Raw genomic sequence first — 13,415 nt, 5'->3', positions numbered from 1 at the left:
ACACGCAGGTATGCGCGACGAAGACGAGGTTCGTGAGCAGTACGAGTTCCTCCGGGAGCAACTCGACGACGACGAGATGCGCCACGAAGGTGTCAGGCAGATGTTTTCGTACTACAAGCGCGCACTCGGTTGGGTATTGGAAGAGGAACATATGTAGCGGTAAGGCGGTATCTTTATGTCGGGGGATCACCCAGTAGCTGATGACGCTTCGCTTGGAGGGCCGAAGCGTCAGCGGGGACCAATTCAGGGCGGCAAGCATCCACGCGATTTTCGCGTGGCTTGCTTCCTTTTGCACTCACGTCGACCAGTGACGAGTCTACGGGTCCGTTCTCGACTCGGCGTCGTCGTCAGCATCGCTGATATCCGTCGCCTCGACGACGCCGTCAGCGTCGCCCACGTCGACCGCGTCGCCACTGGCGCTGGCGGCCTCCTCGGCGGCGAACGTACCCGGATCGACCGCGTACGGCCGGAGCGGTTCGCCGTCGAGGAGTTCGGGGAGGACTAGCCGCGCGAAGTGGACGACCAACACGAGGAGCATGGGCGCGAGGAAGATGCCGTACCAGCCAAAGAGGAGCGGCCCGAAGGTGTAGGCGATCATCAGGCTCCCGACGTGGAGGCTCCGACCGGAGACGTACGGGCGGAGTACCAGGTCGGGGATGACGTCGACGATGACGAACGAGATGAGCGCGAAGACGGCGACGAACCAGAGCGTCCGCGGATCGGTCAGGATGCCGATGCTCGCGAGATAGAGCCCGACGGGGATGTAGACGAGTTTCATGCCGACGATGGGGATCAGACTGGCGACGCCGGCGAGCAGGCCAACGAGCGGCGCCGCGGGAATCGCCAGTCCCGGCGGCGCGTAGATGTTCAGTATCGAGTACGTGAGAACGCCGATGGTCCCCGTCAGCACCGCGTTGAGAATGTTGCCGAAGAAGATACCTTTGAAGTCGCGGTCGACCGCCTGCCCGTAGGCTTTCAGGACGCCGCGGTCGTCACCGAACTCCTTGACCGCCCACTTCGAGAGCCGAGCGCCGTCCCGGAGCAGGTAGAAGGCGAGCGCCAGCATCACGAACAGGTGGATGGCACCGATGCCGACGAACGCCACGGTGTCGGCGGCCGAGCCCAGCGAGGTGACGAGTGAGCGGATACCCTCGGCTGTGAGATACTGCTCCGGGCCGAGTTCGAGGAGGGTGGCCGGATCGGCGATGCTGTCCAGTAACTCCGGGTTGACGAGGGGCCACCGCGACGGGTCGAGCGCTCCACCGTTGATGTATTTCAGGAGTTCTCCGAACGCGATACTCAGCGCGTACGCGACGAGGACGAGGGCGGGCAGGGCGAGCGCGAACAGCGAGATGGCGGCGGCGAGACTCGGCGGCCGAATCCGCTTTTTCAGCCGCTTGTAGATCGGACGGGTGGCGTAGTAGATGAACACGCCGAAGACGAACGTCCCGATGAAGGCGTAGACGACGTACATCAGCGCGGCCCCGAGGGCGAGTCCGAAGCTCCACCATCCGAGCCGATAGCGGGACAGCTGGAGGGACGGCATGGTGACGACACACGCAGGCCGGATGAAAAAACCTGCCGCGCCGTCGACGGTCGGTGGCCGTCACCGACGCGGCCCCACGCCGCCTACGGCGTCGGCCGAGCGGATCAGGTCCACCGATCCAGCCCGGTCTGGACCAGCGACTCCTCGATCCGCTCGAATCCGCGGTCGACCTCGTCGGCCTCGACCTCCCACTCCTCGATCACGTACTCGCGAGCGGCCGCAACGTCCGGATCGATGTCGGTGTCGACGGTGTAGTCGTCGGTCACGGGCGGATCGCGGAAGAGGTCGCGTACTCGGTCGGCGTTCGGCACCTGCCACCCCTCGGCCTCGATAGCGCCCCAGAGGTCGCCGTGGTCGGTGATCGCTTTCAGCGCCGTCTTCGGACCGACGCCGTCGACGCCGGGGTTGAAGTCCGTGCCACAGAGGATCGCCACGTCGATCAGTTGCTCCAGCGAGATGCCGTGCCGGTCGAGCGTCGCGTCGAGATCCATCAGTTCGGGTGCGCCCTTGCTCGTCAGTTGGCGGAGAGTCAGCGGCGCACCGAAGAGGAGGGTGTCGTAGTCCTCGCTCCCAGCGTAGTCGGCGTCGCCCCGCCGAGCCATGTACGCCGCCTGCGCTTCCCCCTCCGCTGGCGCGTCGACGACGGGCACGTCGAGGAGGGCGAGGAGTTCGCGCGTCGTCTCCAAGATTACGTCGGTCAGGCGCTGGGTGCGGGCCTCGAGGCGAGCGGCCTCGATGGCGTCGCCGCGCTCCTCGGCCTCGGCCAGTCGTTCCTCCGCGCGTTCGCGCTTCTCGCGTCGTTCGGACACCTCCGCTTCCTTCAACTCCGTGACGCCGCCGTCGAAGACGAAGACGGGCGTCAGGTCGTGTTCGAAGAACTTGGGGAGGCCCTGGACGACGCCCACGAGGTTCGCCACTTCCTCGCCCTCGCTGGTGGTGTACACCGCGTCGTTCGTCCACTTGACCGTCGTGGTGAGATAGCGGTACAGCCAGTTGTGCGCGTCGACGGCGACGACGCTGCCCGCCACCTCGTCCCACGTCACCTCGGAGAGCGCGGCGAGTTGCCGGAGGTCTGCGTTGCCCATCGGCGGGTGCTACGACGCCATCGACTTTCAACTCCCGGGTTCGCCCTCACTCCCCTCGTCGCCGCCGACACCCGCGGGCGCATCGACCACCGAGGGCGGCCCGGCCGCGCGTTTCTCGTCGAGACGGGTCATGGCGTCGGCGTCGAGGTCACGCTCCCGGTAGCGATCCAGCCCCGCACAGTAGGTATCCGCGTCGCGGGCGGCGGGCCGGGCGGTCGGTCGCTCGCAGACGAGTTCCGCCAGCCCCGTCTCCCGGCCGGTGAACGCGAAGCCAGCGCGGTGGGCGGCAACGTAGGCGGCAGGGTTGTTGACGGCGATGCGGACGCGGTCGTACCGGTCGGCGGCGTGGGCGGCGACGAACGCGAGCAGGCGGGCGCCGAGGCCCTCGCCCTGTCGGTCCTCGCGGACGGTCACGTAGCGGATACAGAGACGGTCGTCGTCGGTGCGGTCGGGGCTGAACGACGCGGCGGCGAGGATGTGGTCGTCGTACTCGGTGTCGCCGTTCTCGCCATCGGCCACCACCGCCTTCCCCGTCGAGCCGAGGACGAACTTGCCGGCGTAGGCGAAGCGCCGATAGTCCAGCCGGAGGGTCGGGGCGTCCGGCGGCCACCCGAGGAGGGCGAACTCCATGGGCGAGCTACGCCGCCGGCCGCAAAACCGTTGACGCTCGGCCACCCATAGCCGCTATGCACGGCCCCGGCGACGTTCGCTTCTTCGACCGTGTGGCGCGGCTCTACGACCGCTTCGCACCCCCGACCGATCCCGAACCGATCTGGGCGGGGCTGGCGCGGGCCGACCGCCCCGTCGAGCGCGTGTTAGACCTCGCTGGCGGCACGGGGCGGGCCGCTCGCGCAATCGCGGCCCCGGTCGGCACGGCCCGAACGCCCGAGACGGTCGTCGTCGACGCCTCGCGGCGCATGCTCACCCACGCCGCCGACCGCGGGACGACGGCGGTGCAGGGTGACGCCGGACGGCTCCCGGTTCGTGACGCCGCGACCGACGCCGTCGTCGTTCTCGACGCCCTCCATCACCTGCCGGACCAGGCGGCGGCCCTCGCGGAAGCGGCGCGAGTGCTGCGCCCCGGTGGCGTCCTCGTGATCCGCGAGTACGATCCGGGGACGCTCCGCGGGAGGGCGCTGGTCGCGGCCGAACGCGCCGTCGGCTTCGACTCGACGTTTTGGGGGCCGGACGCGTGGGCGGCGGCGGTCGACGACGCGGGATTGGTACCGACGGTCCTCGACCGCGGCTTCGCGTTCACGGTCGTCGGGAAAAAGCGGGAGAGCCATTAGGCCCCGGGCGAAAGCGCGGATATGGCCAACGCAGTCGCTGCCTTCTTCGACCGTCGTCTCGACGGCCGGACGGCGCCGCTGGCGATCGGTGATCTGCTCGTCGTCGCCGTCCTGTTCAGTGGAGGGACGATCCACCACAACGGCATCAGTTTCGTCGCGTCGAACCCCGGCTATCTCGCGGTTACGATCGCTCCCTTCCTGATCGGGTGGGTGATCGCCGCCCCACTGCTCGGCGCCTACTCGCCGGGGGCGGCGGAGTCGGCGAAAGCCGCGGTGCCGCTGGCGCTCCGGTCGTGGATTCTGGCCGACGCCATCGCGCTGGGGATTCGAGCCACGCCGTTCGTCCACGGCGGCGTGCAGTTGTCCTTCGTCGCCATCTCGCTCGGCGTCGGCCTCCTCGGCCTCGCCCTCTGGCGCACGCTCTTTTTCAAGCTTCGGTAGCGTCGCGGCGGCCGCGGCGAACCAGCGCGAACGCGCACGTCGACGCGACGACGGCGAGGCCGGCGAGCGTGGCGAAGAGGACGCCAGCGTCGGCGTAGGTGAGGATGGCGCCTGCAAGGGCGCCGCCGAGGGCGCCGACGCCGAAGGTACCCAGATACGTGTAGCCGTAGGAGAGCCCCCGTCGTCCCGCGGGCGTGTAGTCCGCGACGGCCGCCTGGTACAGCGGCTGGGCGGTAAAGAGCGTCACGCCGAACAGCGCCCCGAGAACGAGCAGTGGGCCGATCCCCATCGCGGCAACGGGGAGGAACGCGAGTGCGAGGACGGCGAGGACGGCGAAGACGGCGGCGATGCCGTACTCCGGCGGCATCCGGTCGGTGAGTTTGCCGCCGACGTACTGGCCGGCGACGCCGACGAGCAACAGGCCGGCGTAGAAGTAGCGCTCGGGGTTGAGCGTCCGGCCGCCGTCGAGGCCGGGTACGAGCGTCGACAGCGCGATAGGTTCGAAGCCGGGCAGTCCCGAGAGCAGGTTCGGGAGGAACGTCAACACCCCGCGGTAGTAGAGGCCGTTGGCCATGACGATGACGAAGACGACGGCGAAGGCGCCGACGAACAGCTGTTTCGACGCCGTGGCGAGTTCGGAGAGCGAATCGACGCCGCTCCCCGCCTTCGCGCCGCCGCCGTCGGTGGCAACCTCGTCGTCGGCCGTTGGCCGACTGCTCGTGGAACCACGTTCCACGCCGTCGACGGCGGCCGTCTCGTCGAACTCCGCACGGAGGGCGTACAGGCCGGCGACGACGGCGGGCACGGCGAGGACGAGTGCCACGGTCGTCCAGTCGAAGACGATGAGAAGGATCGTCGTGAGGAGTGGCCCCAGTCCGATGCCGAGGTTGCCCGCGACGCCGTGGTAGGCGAATCCTGTCCCTCGGTCGCTGACGCCCTTGCTGATGAGCGTCAGCCCCGCGGGATGGTAGACGCTGGCCGCCGTGCCCCAGAGGAGGAGCGCGAGTGCGACCACGAGGAGGTTCGGCGCAGTGCCGAGCAGGAGGAAGGCACCACTCATCCCGAACAGACAGGCGGCGATGAGGCGCCGTGACCCCACCCGGTCGACGACGATGCCGCCGGGGAGCGCACCGAGACCGAACAGCGCGTAGCCCGCGGTGACGAGCAGGCCCAGCGTCGCCTGCGTGACCGCCACTTCCATCCCCGCAACCCGGAGTACGTCGAACTCCGCCAGCCAGATAGAGACGAAAATAGGGATCGACAGCTCGAACGTGTGGACCATCCCATGGGCCAACATTACGAGCCCGACGATCGACCGGTCGTTTCCGTTCATGGTCGTTCTCACGCGGTCGAGCAGTTTAATTCCTTCTACGATGATTTTGAAATATAATCATCTTCAATGCTCATCTGTATCGTCGTCGATAATGCAAAACTTATGAGTCAGTTTTTGGGATGTGCTGAACGGGATTTTCAGCGCCTACGGGAAAGAATTATATGATACCTCGAAGAATTATCATGTGGGTGGATCACATGATCGATTACTACGACTACGTGCTCGGGTTCGTTCCCCTCGCCCTCGTGGGAATCACCGCCGTCCTGAGCGCCATCGGCGTAGATACCCTGCTCGCCGTTCCGGTCGGCGCGACCGTGGCCGGCCTCGCCGTCGGCCACGCCCTCTTCGTCAACGGGCCCGTCGTCCGGCCGGCCGACGCGCCCGACGACGCGCCGGCCCGGTCGTCGACGAGACAGACGCCGATCAACGCCGATTGAGGGGCGCTCGTCCCACTTTCGGCTCCTCGGGGATCGGAAGAAACGTCTGACAAAGGTATATTATCCTTCAGGCCCGCGTCATAGGGCATGGTAAAGAGCACAGTTCGGTTTCCCGAATCGGTCGTCGGCGAAATCGAGTCACTGGTCGAGGACGGCCGATTCGAGAGCAAGTCCGAGTTCTACCGGTTCTCTACGGACTACGTCCTGAACCAGGTGCTCGACGACTACGAACCGGAAACCATCGACTACCGTGAGATCAAAGCCGAAGTGATGCCGGAACGGGAGCAGACGCTGGGGACCGAACGGGACGACGAGGGACCGCCGTTTCTGGAGTCGGTGTCGTTCGTCCGGAAACTCGCCCTCCGCGGGAAGTTCAACGACGCGGAGGACTTCATCGACCACCAGTACGCGGCCGGCGACCGCCACGCCATCCTTCTCGAAGAGATCCTGCGCCTGTATCGCTCCGACCGACGCCGTCGGGCCGCACCGGTCGAGCGCGAACCGCCGGAGTTCGACGACCGACGCTGACCGACCGCCTCGGACTGGAGTGAGGTATATCCGTCAGCCGCCCGCAGGAGTGGTATGACCGAGACGCTGTTTTTGACGAGTGGTGACGTCGCGGGGCTGGCGACCCCCGCGGAGTACGTCGACGCCGTCCGGGAGGGCTACCGTCAGCGCGGTGCGGGCGCGCCTGCCGAACCCCGGACCGCCCTCTACAACGACGACCCGCCGGGCCTCTTTACCTCCTACGCCGCTGTCCTCCCCGACACCGGAGTGATGGGCGGGTACATGTACTCGGCCGGCTTTGGCGAGACGGATGCGTGGTTCGTCACGCCGCTGTTCAACGCCGACTCGGGCGAACCCCTCGCCATCGTCGACGGCGCGAGCATGAACCCGTTCAAGACGGGCGCGGCGGGTGCCGTCGGCGTCGACGCCCTCGCCCGTCCCGACGCCTCGGCCGTCGGCGTCTTCGGATCGGGCGCGCAGGCCCGCGGCCAACTCCGTGCCATCGCGGCCGTCCGCGACGTGGAGACGGTGTGGGTGTACTCGCCCACCAAATCGAGCCGCGAGTCCTTCGCCGGCGAGATGGACCGCCGCCTCGACGCCAGTGTCGCTGCCGTCTCCTCCAGCGCCGCCGCCGTCGAGGGGGCCGACATCGTGGTTACCGCCACCGACTCGCCCGAACCGGTGTTCGACGGCGACCTGCTCGAACCCGGCACCCACGTCACCGCGATGGGGCAGTACCACCCCAAGAAACGCGAACTCGACGCGACGGCAGTCGCGCGGTCGACATACGTGATCGACCTGCGTGGCCGCCTCGACCAGGACGCCGGGGCGTACATGCAGGCCCTCGACGAGGGCGCCATCGACGCGGATCACTGCCACGCCGAACTCGGGGAGGTGGTCGCCGGGGTCGCCGAGGGCCGAACCGACCCTGACGAGATCACCGTCTTCGACAGCGGCGGTACGGGTATCGAGACGACGGCGGCGGCCGCGATGCTCTACGAGAAAGCTATCGAGGAAGGACTCGGGCAGGCGCTCGATTTCGCCCCCGCCAGCGACGCGCTGACGGGGCGGGACTATAGTAGCGATTGAACGTCGGGACACATCTGATCGCAGTGCGGCGTACGATCAGACGTGCAAACAGTTTCAGTCGTTACTATCGTGCGGCAGGGAGAAAGCGCCCCCGACGGCGAGACAGGCGAGCGCCGCCACCCCGAGCGGCGTCACTGCGTCGGCGCCGACGATGCCGAGGAAGAGGCCGACCGCCCCGCCGACGAACAGGGCACAGGCGATTCCGATCAGTACGTGTCCGACCTGCGTGCGCATGTTACTCCAGTCGGTACCGCAACAGCGCGGCGATGCCACCCAGATTCTTCAGGCGCTGTCCGGGTTCGAACTCGCCGGAGAAGACGACCACGTCGCCGCCCTGACGCTCGACGGACGTGATGATGTCGTCGGCGTCCACGTCCCACTCGCCGGCGCCTTGACGCTCCTCGCGCAACCGGTCGTCGAGGACGAGGAGGGTCTCGACGGCGCCGTACTCCGCCGCTTCCGCCACCGCCTCCGGACCGTACGTCGCCTTCTCGCCCGTCGCCATCTCCTCGGTCAACTCGTCGATGAGTTCCGCCTCGCGTGCGATGCGCGTCTCGGTCTGCACGTCTTCGAGAGCGCCGCGTTTGAGCACCTCGTGGACGCCACGGTCGCCGACGCCCGAGGTGTCGACCGTCGTCGTCTTCTTCGCGATGTCCGGGTGTTCCTCCTCCAGATGGTCCAGTGCATCCTGTTTCGTGAAGCCCGGCCCCGCCAGAATCACCGCGTCGGGGTCGAGGTGGCCGAGCGCGTCGCCCAGTTCCTGAAAGAGTTCGTCCCGTGGCCGGGCGTACTCGCCTTTCCCCGTCGGGCGCGTGAAGGAGGCGTACTCCTCGGTGCCGTACTGGGCGACGGTGTGGACGTGCGCCTCGCCCTCTTCGACCGTCGCGATGGCGACATCGGGGTTCTCGGCCGCGGCCTCGGCCTCCTCGATACGCTCCATCTGATCGGGTTTGAAGTATTTCTCGATGGTGATCTCGTCGTGTTCCTCGACGTTGAGGGTGTGGTGGTGGCCCAACTGGTCCTCGCGGGACGCGCCGACGATGACGCCGCCGACGCGCAGGCGGTTGGCGAAGCGGGCGAACTCCACGTCCTCCACCTCCAGCGTGACGTGGATGTGTTCGCGTTCGCCGCCGGTGTCGCGCATCTGGTCGTCGTCGCGCTGGATGCGGCGGCTGGTGTCACCCTCCACGTTGTCGCCGGGTTCCAGAACGTATGATAGGTGCCAGAGGTCGTCGACGTTCTCGGGGACGACGGTCAGCCGCGTGCGCCCCTCCTCGCCGCGACCACGGCTCTGGATTCGCATACCGGAGGGTCGGCATCCACGGCAACATACCTTGTCATTCGACGCCGCAAAAACCGGACCGTTCGAAGCGCCGGCCGCTCAGACTGCCGGCCGCTCCGCGCCCATCTCACCCTCGTCGTCGTGGAGGTCGAGTCCCCGGAGGTCACCCCACGCGTGCCCGACGATGTAGTACGCTGCGGTGATGGCGTAGAAGCTCACGAACGCTCCGACGACGGTGCCGAGCAGGGGCACCACGTTGAGGAGGGCGGTGACGACGGCGGCCACGAAGACGACGGCGAAGCCCATCACCCACGCCGTCGCGTACGTGCCCGAGGTGAGGATGGGGCGCAGGTCACCGACCGCGAAGCCGGCCCGCACCGATCCCTGTTCGGCGTAGTTGGCGAGCGCGGCAGGGATGATGTACGCCGCCAGCAGGCCAACCACGAGGGCGAGGAGGCCGCCCACGAACGCCACGCCGCCGACGATCAGCCCGCTCCGGGGACCGGGTCCCGCGGCGAGTCCCGCGAACGCGGCCGTCACGCCGATCAGAACGGCGGGTACCAGTCCGTACACGACCGCGATGACGAACGCGCGGACGCCGTCGCCCGCGAGGTCGCCCCAGTCGTCGAATCGCGGCGGCGTCTCGTCGCCGTGCATCGTCGCCCGGAGGACGCGGACCAGATAGCCCGCGACTAGGATCGTCGGCACTACGAGGAAGCCGAGGAGTGTGAGAAGGCCGCCGATTACGACCGTCTTCACCCAGTCGTCGCTCGTTCGCAGGTAGCTGAGGGATTCGGAAATCATGGTAAGTCGAGCGCAACGGGTCGGTCCAGTGTGCTCAGTACTAGGACGCTGGGCCCGGTATTAAAGATATGTAGACTGACACTCTCTCGCTCGCCCTACTCGTCGACGATGTCGCTTCCGCCCGGCGGCAGGAACTCCTGAATCCTGTCGGGGCTGGCGATCTTTCGGACGAACGAGTCGTCCGCGAAGCGCTCTTTGAACTTGCGGTAACACATCTTCGCGGCGTCGTTCTGCGCGAACTTGCCGGGTTCGAGTCGGAGCGACGCGGCCGCCTGCGGTTCGACGGCCGAGGGTGGGCCACCGATCACGCGCGTCTCGGGTTCACACTGGATTCCCACCGCGACGCTCGCGCTCACGTCGCGGAAGTAGGTTCGGTCGCCGCGGATGACGAACCCGCCTTTCTCGATGTACTCGCCGCTCTCGGGCGTCTTCGACACCTGATCCGGTTCGACCATGTACGCGTCGCCCGCGAACCGGCCGTCCTTCCACACCGAGGAGTAGGCGACGGCGAACTGCGCCGCTTCGTCCAGCGACGACTGCGGAAAGTCCACGTCCCGTGCCTTCTCGCTCGGCCCCGTCGCCTTCAGCACCGTCACTGGGCCGCCGTGAGCCTGCGCGTGGAAGAAGCGGTCGTTGCCCTCCATGTACTTCTTGACCAGCGCCTCGTTCTCGTCGGCATTGCGCCCGCCGACGACGAGGAAGCCATCGCTCGTGTGGAACCATCGGAAGTCCTCGTACCAGTGTTCGGGCTGTTTGATCGGCACCGACGACATCGAGAGCCAGTCCACGTCGCGTGGCTCCTCGGATTCGTCTTCGTCCTCGCCCTCGCCCTCGTCGCCGGCCTCCCACTCCTCGCGCCGGCGCTTGGCCGCCTCCAGCTCCTCGCGGGTGTTCTCGATGGCTGCCAGCGCCCCCTCTTTCTTCTCCTCGACGCGTTTCGCCTCCTGATAGCGCCGGTCCGCGTTCTTCTCGACGCCCATCGACGGGTCGACCGGGACGCGCGTCCCGTCGAGGTCGATGGTCACCATCCCCTCCTTGGGGTTCATATCGACGACCGCCTCGGCCGCCGGAATGCCACGCTCGGCGCCCTCGGCCAACGTCTCCTCGATAGCGTCCCAGCCGTGTCCCGCCTCGCGGGCGTCCCGGACCGTCGAGATGATTTCGTCGACCAGGTCGTAGTTGGCGTAGAGCGCCTCGGCGCGTTCCCGTTCCGCCTCGGCTTCCTCCTCGAACCCTTCTATCGCCCCCTCTTGCTGTTCGATGATGCGCTCCTGTTTGGCGATCTCCGCCTCGAAGTCGGGGCGCTCCGTTCCCGTCTTCTCCTCCTCGGGTTCGCGTTCGAAGCGGTAGAAGTAGTCGTCGACGGCGGCGTTGAAGGAGTCGTACGCCTCCTCGTCCAATCCTTCCCGCTCGTGCAGGGGGAACGGCGTCACGTCGACGACGCGGTCGTCTTCGAGATAGATGCGCGGATCGAAGTCGCCCTCGCGGAGCCGCTCGGCCAGTCGGCCGATGGCGTCGTAGAGCGCCCGATACGCCTCGTCGTCGGCGTCCGCGATGTCGAGGGCCTTGTCCACGCCGGCGCGGGAACAGATCTCCTCGCCGTAGAGACCACCGAAGTTGAGTTGGGTGGCGAGTGTGCGAACCACGTCCGTGTCCGACTCCTCCATCCGGCGGACGAAGGCGTCGTAGCCGACGTTCAGGGGATGGAGCCGTGACTCGGGGAAGCCGTACTGCGACCCCGGGGCGACCGTCCGCGATTTCAGCCGCACGGTCTCCAGGCTTCGGATCACTTCCCCACTTTCGTCCAGTACCGCGACGTTCCCCTGTCCGAACAGTTCCGCGACGATGCGCGTGTTCGCGTCCTCGCGTTCGAACTCGAAGACGAGGATGCGGTCGAACTCGTACTGTTCGACGCCGGCGAAGTCGGCGCCGCTGAGCCGATTCCGGAGCATCATCGCGAAGTTGGGGGGGCGCCCCGGCGCGTCCGCGACGTGGTCCGGGTCGGCGACGTGTGCGCGTTTCACGTCGCCCACCTCGATCAGCAGTTCGACGCGGCCGCGGTCGAAATCCCGCATACGGAATCGCAAGAGGTCGTCGTCGTAGAGGTAGGCCTTGTCGACTTTCGCGCCCTCGTACCGGTTCAATTCGGTGACGAGAGCGGCGAGGTCGACGCTCGTCAGTTCCCGCTTCGCGTCCATAGCCTCTCTTTTCGGGCCGGCCGAAAAGGCGTGTCGTTGTGCGGTGCGTGGCTCCCCGCGGGTGGGGGTCGCCACCTCACGCAAAAACTATCAGTATTCAATACTATATTTTCGTATTATATATTCATATATGGACCCGTAGACGAATCGTGAAGGGTCCGGGTAGCTGTCGACCTACAAGTGCCGCAAAATATTCGAGAATAGTTATTGACTGTGTAGAACGGCTGAATAAACTATCCATACCGATCCGTTCGGCGTTCGGCTATAATTGGGGCTCTGGCGGATAATACCGGATTTTTCACCCAACAAACGCACTCGGTCGTTCCTCCGTTGCTCTACGGATGGCTCACTGCAAATATATTCATAAAACTGATATTATCTTATTACCACAAAAATTCTGTCAAGAAAATACCGACGATTTCGGCGCTCGCGATCGTTCACGGCATGGCGACCGGACGGATCGACGCCGCCGATCATCGGCGTCGGGGCGATCCTCGGCGTGCCGTTCATGCTCGCGACCATCGCGACGTTTCTCGTGGGGGCGGTCGTGCTGTCCTCTCGCCGACCGACGCGCCAGTGGCCGGCAGTTCCACGTCGATCCGGCGGTAATCACGTTTATTATCAGGTAGTCCCACTATCCGCGTAGAACGACAGATGGGATGCAAGGTCGACACCCTCATCGAGCGCTACGGGTTGACCGTCCCCGATCCGGACTACGACTCGGTCGACGAGTTTCTGGTGACACGCTGGACCGGCGACGACGGTCGCTCCGCCGACGGGTACAAGTCGCTCACCGAGTGGTTCAACAAGCGTCTGTTGCGGCGCATCTACGAGCGTCACAGTCGCGACACGGTGAGCCTCCATCTCGAACGTGAGTACGAAGTGATCACCGGCGACGAGACGATCGAGCGCGACGAACTGGCGGCCGACCTCGCCACGGACGGCCTCGACGTCGCGGAGATCGACGAGCAGTTGATCTCGTGGAGCACGATGCGACACCACCTCAAAGGGTGTCTGGACGCGGAGAAAGAGCCCGACACGGCCACGACGGACTGGCAACTGAACACCGTCACGATGGCCAAGGAACGAACGGCGGAGAAGGCTCGGTCGGTGCTCTCGTCGCTCGATTCGACGGGTCGACTGCCCGGCGCGGAGCGGGCGGATGTCGAGGTACAGGTCAAACTGAGCTGTCCGGACTGCTCCGTGCGCGTCCCGTTCGAGAACGCGGTGGAACGCGGCTTCGTCTGTGAGGCTCACACGCAGTCGGACACCGAGACGGTTCCGGAGCGACTTCGCAACGACCTGTCCGTCGTCGCGCTCCCGTTCGGCCTCACCGAGACGGTCCAGACGCTCTTTCTCGACCAGCCGTATCTCGTCGAAACCATCGCGTGCTCCGTCCTCTGA

General features: G+C 66.5%; 15 protein-coding genes. 7 read left to right on the top strand and 8 right to left on the bottom strand.

The annotated features are described in order from the left end of the window. Positions 1 to 10 precede the first annotated feature (10 nt). A complete protein-coding gene (locus tag DU502_RS18375; protein WP_166033687.1) occupies positions 11 to 157 on the top strand; it encodes a hypothetical protein in 147 nt (48 codons plus the stop codon). A 159-nt stretch (positions 158 to 316) separates the two neighbouring features. Here DU502_RS18375 and DU502_RS14150 read toward each other — a convergent pair whose 3' ends face one another. The 3 genes from DU502_RS14150 to DU502_RS14140 all read right to left on the bottom strand — a co-directional run bounded on the left by DU502_RS14150 (position 317) and on the right by DU502_RS14140 (position 3,261). Continuing rightward, positions 317 to 1,546, bottom strand: a complete 1,230-nt coding sequence (locus DU502_RS14150) for an AI-2E family transporter (RefSeq protein ID WP_121920201.1) — start codon at positions 1,544 to 1,546, stop codon at positions 317 to 319. A gap of 104 nt (positions 1,547 to 1,650) precedes the next feature. Beyond that, complete coding sequence (gene fen, locus DU502_RS14145; RefSeq protein WP_121920202.1) at positions 1,651 to 2,631, bottom strand: flap endonuclease-1; 981 nt, start codon at positions 2,629 to 2,631, stop codon at positions 1,651 to 1,653. A gap of 27 nt (positions 2,632 to 2,658) precedes the next feature. Beyond that, complete coding sequence (locus DU502_RS14140) at positions 2,659 to 3,261, bottom strand: GNAT family N-acetyltransferase (protein WP_121920203.1); 603 nt, start codon at positions 3,259 to 3,261, stop codon at positions 2,659 to 2,661. A gap of 56 nt (positions 3,262 to 3,317) precedes the next feature. Between DU502_RS14140 and DU502_RS14135 the strand changes: the two genes are divergently transcribed. Further along, a complete protein-coding gene (locus DU502_RS14135; RefSeq protein WP_121920204.1) occupies positions 3,318 to 3,920 on the top strand; it encodes a class I SAM-dependent methyltransferase in 603 nt (200 codons plus the stop codon). Positions 3,921 to 3,941: 21 nt separating this feature from the next. Continuing rightward, entirely contained in the window at positions 3,942 to 4,361 is a 420-nt protein-coding gene (locus DU502_RS14130) for a DUF3054 domain-containing protein (RefSeq protein ID WP_121920205.1), read from the top strand. Here DU502_RS14130 and DU502_RS14125 read toward each other — a convergent pair. Continuing rightward, a complete protein-coding gene (locus DU502_RS14125; protein ID WP_121920206.1) occupies positions 4,348 to 5,694 on the bottom strand; it encodes an MFS transporter in 1,347 nt (448 codons plus the stop codon). The genes DU502_RS14130 and DU502_RS14125 overlap by 14 nt on opposite strands. 197 nt (positions 5,695 to 5,891) lie before the next feature. On the opposite strand from DU502_RS14125, the gene DU502_RS14120 reads away from it, so the two are divergent. From DU502_RS14120 to DU502_RS14110, 3 genes are all read left to right on the top strand, one after another. Then, positions 5,892 to 6,131 carry a hypothetical protein gene (locus tag DU502_RS14120; RefSeq protein ID WP_121920589.1) on the top strand — a complete coding sequence of 80 codons (240 nt, stop codon included), beginning with the start codon at positions 5,892 to 5,894 and terminating at the stop codon, positions 6,129 to 6,131. Between the two features lie 87 nt (positions 6,132 to 6,218). Continuing rightward, complete coding sequence (locus DU502_RS14115) at positions 6,219 to 6,659, top strand: hypothetical protein (RefSeq protein WP_121920207.1); 441 nt, start codon at positions 6,219 to 6,221, stop codon at positions 6,657 to 6,659. Positions 6,660 to 6,713: 54 nt separating this feature from the next. Further along, positions 6,714 to 7,727 (top strand): ornithine cyclodeaminase family protein, encoded by a 1,014-nt coding sequence (locus DU502_RS14110; protein ID WP_121920208.1) that lies wholly within the window; start codon positions 6,714 to 6,716, stop codon positions 7,725 to 7,727. Between the two features lie 54 nt (positions 7,728 to 7,781). On the opposite strand, the gene DU502_RS14105 is transcribed toward DU502_RS14110, so the two are convergent. The 4 genes from DU502_RS14105 to rqcH form a co-directional block, all read right to left on the bottom strand. Then, positions 7,782 to 7,961 carry a hypothetical protein gene (locus tag DU502_RS14105; RefSeq protein ID WP_121920209.1) on the bottom strand — a complete coding sequence of 60 codons (180 nt, stop codon included), beginning with the start codon at positions 7,959 to 7,961 and terminating at the stop codon, positions 7,782 to 7,784. Position 7,962: 1 nt separating this feature from the next. Then, entirely contained in the window at positions 7,963 to 9,030 is a 1,068-nt protein-coding gene (locus tag DU502_RS14100; protein ID WP_121920210.1) for an mRNA surveillance protein pelota, read from the bottom strand. A 78-nt stretch (positions 9,031 to 9,108) separates the two neighbouring features. After that, positions 9,109 to 9,813, bottom strand: a complete 705-nt coding sequence (locus tag DU502_RS14095) for a DUF4013 domain-containing protein (RefSeq protein ID WP_121920211.1) — start codon at positions 9,811 to 9,813, stop codon at positions 9,109 to 9,111. A gap of 95 nt (positions 9,814 to 9,908) precedes the next feature. Beyond that, positions 9,909 to 12,011, bottom strand: a complete 2,103-nt coding sequence (gene rqcH / locus DU502_RS14090) for a ribosome rescue protein RqcH (protein ID WP_121920212.1) — start codon at positions 12,009 to 12,011, stop codon at positions 9,909 to 9,911. 654 nt (positions 12,012 to 12,665) lie between these two features. Between rqcH and rdfA the strand changes: the two genes are divergently transcribed. After that, positions 12,666 to 13,415: a rod-determining factor RdfA gene (rdfA, locus tag DU502_RS14085; protein WP_121920213.1), complete on the top strand. Its 750-nt coding sequence runs from the start codon at positions 12,666 to 12,668 to the stop codon at positions 13,413 to 13,415.

The sequence above is a fragment of the Haloplanus aerogenes genome (genome assembly GCF_003856835.1).
Classification (GTDB): domain Archaea; phylum Halobacteriota; class Halobacteria; order Halobacteriales; family Haloferacaceae; genus Haloplanus; species Haloplanus aerogenes.
The sequence above is the reverse complement of the archived record's forward strand: the minus strand, read 5'-3'. Positions and strand labels throughout refer to the sequence as shown.

Bases quoted from the DNA above. Each gene is read 5' to 3' on its own strand.
- DU502_RS18375 (WP_166033687.1), top strand. From the start codon at position 11: ATGCGCGACGAAGACGAGGTTCGTGAGCAGTACGAGTTCCTCCGGGAG.
- DU502_RS14150 (WP_121920201.1), bottom strand. From the start codon at position 1,546: ATGCCGTCCCTCCAGCTGTCCCGCTATCGGCTCGGATGGTGGAGCTTC.
- fen (WP_121920202.1), bottom strand. From the start codon at position 2,631: ATGGGCAACGCAGACCTCCGGCAACTCGCCGCGCTCTCCGAGGTGACG.
- DU502_RS14140 (WP_121920203.1), bottom strand. From the start codon at position 3,261: ATGGAGTTCGCCCTCCTCGGGTGGCCGCCGGACGCCCCGACCCTCCGG.
- DU502_RS14135 (WP_121920204.1), top strand. From the start codon at position 3,318: ATGCACGGCCCCGGCGACGTTCGCTTCTTCGACCGTGTGGCGCGGCTC.
- DU502_RS14130 (WP_121920205.1), top strand. From the start codon at position 3,942: ATGGCCAACGCAGTCGCTGCCTTCTTCGACCGTCGTCTCGACGGCCGG.
- DU502_RS14125 (WP_121920206.1), bottom strand. From the start codon at position 5,694: ATGAACGGAAACGACCGGTCGATCGTCGGGCTCGTAATGTTGGCCCAT.
- DU502_RS14120 (WP_121920589.1), top strand. From the start codon at position 5,892: ATGATCGATTACTACGACTACGTGCTCGGGTTCGTTCCCCTCGCCCTC.
- DU502_RS14115 (WP_121920207.1), top strand. From the start codon at position 6,219: ATGGTAAAGAGCACAGTTCGGTTTCCCGAATCGGTCGTCGGCGAAATC.
- DU502_RS14110 (WP_121920208.1), top strand. From the start codon at position 6,714: ATGACCGAGACGCTGTTTTTGACGAGTGGTGACGTCGCGGGGCTGGCG.
- DU502_RS14105 (WP_121920209.1), bottom strand. From the start codon at position 7,961: ATGCGCACGCAGGTCGGACACGTACTGATCGGAATCGCCTGTGCCCTG.
- DU502_RS14100 (WP_121920210.1), bottom strand. From the start codon at position 9,030: ATGCGAATCCAGAGCCGTGGTCGCGGCGAGGAGGGGCGCACGCGGCTG.
- DU502_RS14095 (WP_121920211.1), bottom strand. From the start codon at position 9,813: ATGATTTCCGAATCCCTCAGCTACCTGCGAACGAGCGACGACTGGGTG.
- rqcH (WP_121920212.1), bottom strand. From the start codon at position 12,011: ATGGACGCGAAGCGGGAACTGACGAGCGTCGACCTCGCCGCTCTCGTC.
- rdfA (WP_121920213.1), top strand. From the start codon at position 12,666: ATGGGATGCAAGGTCGACACCCTCATCGAGCGCTACGGGTTGACCGTC.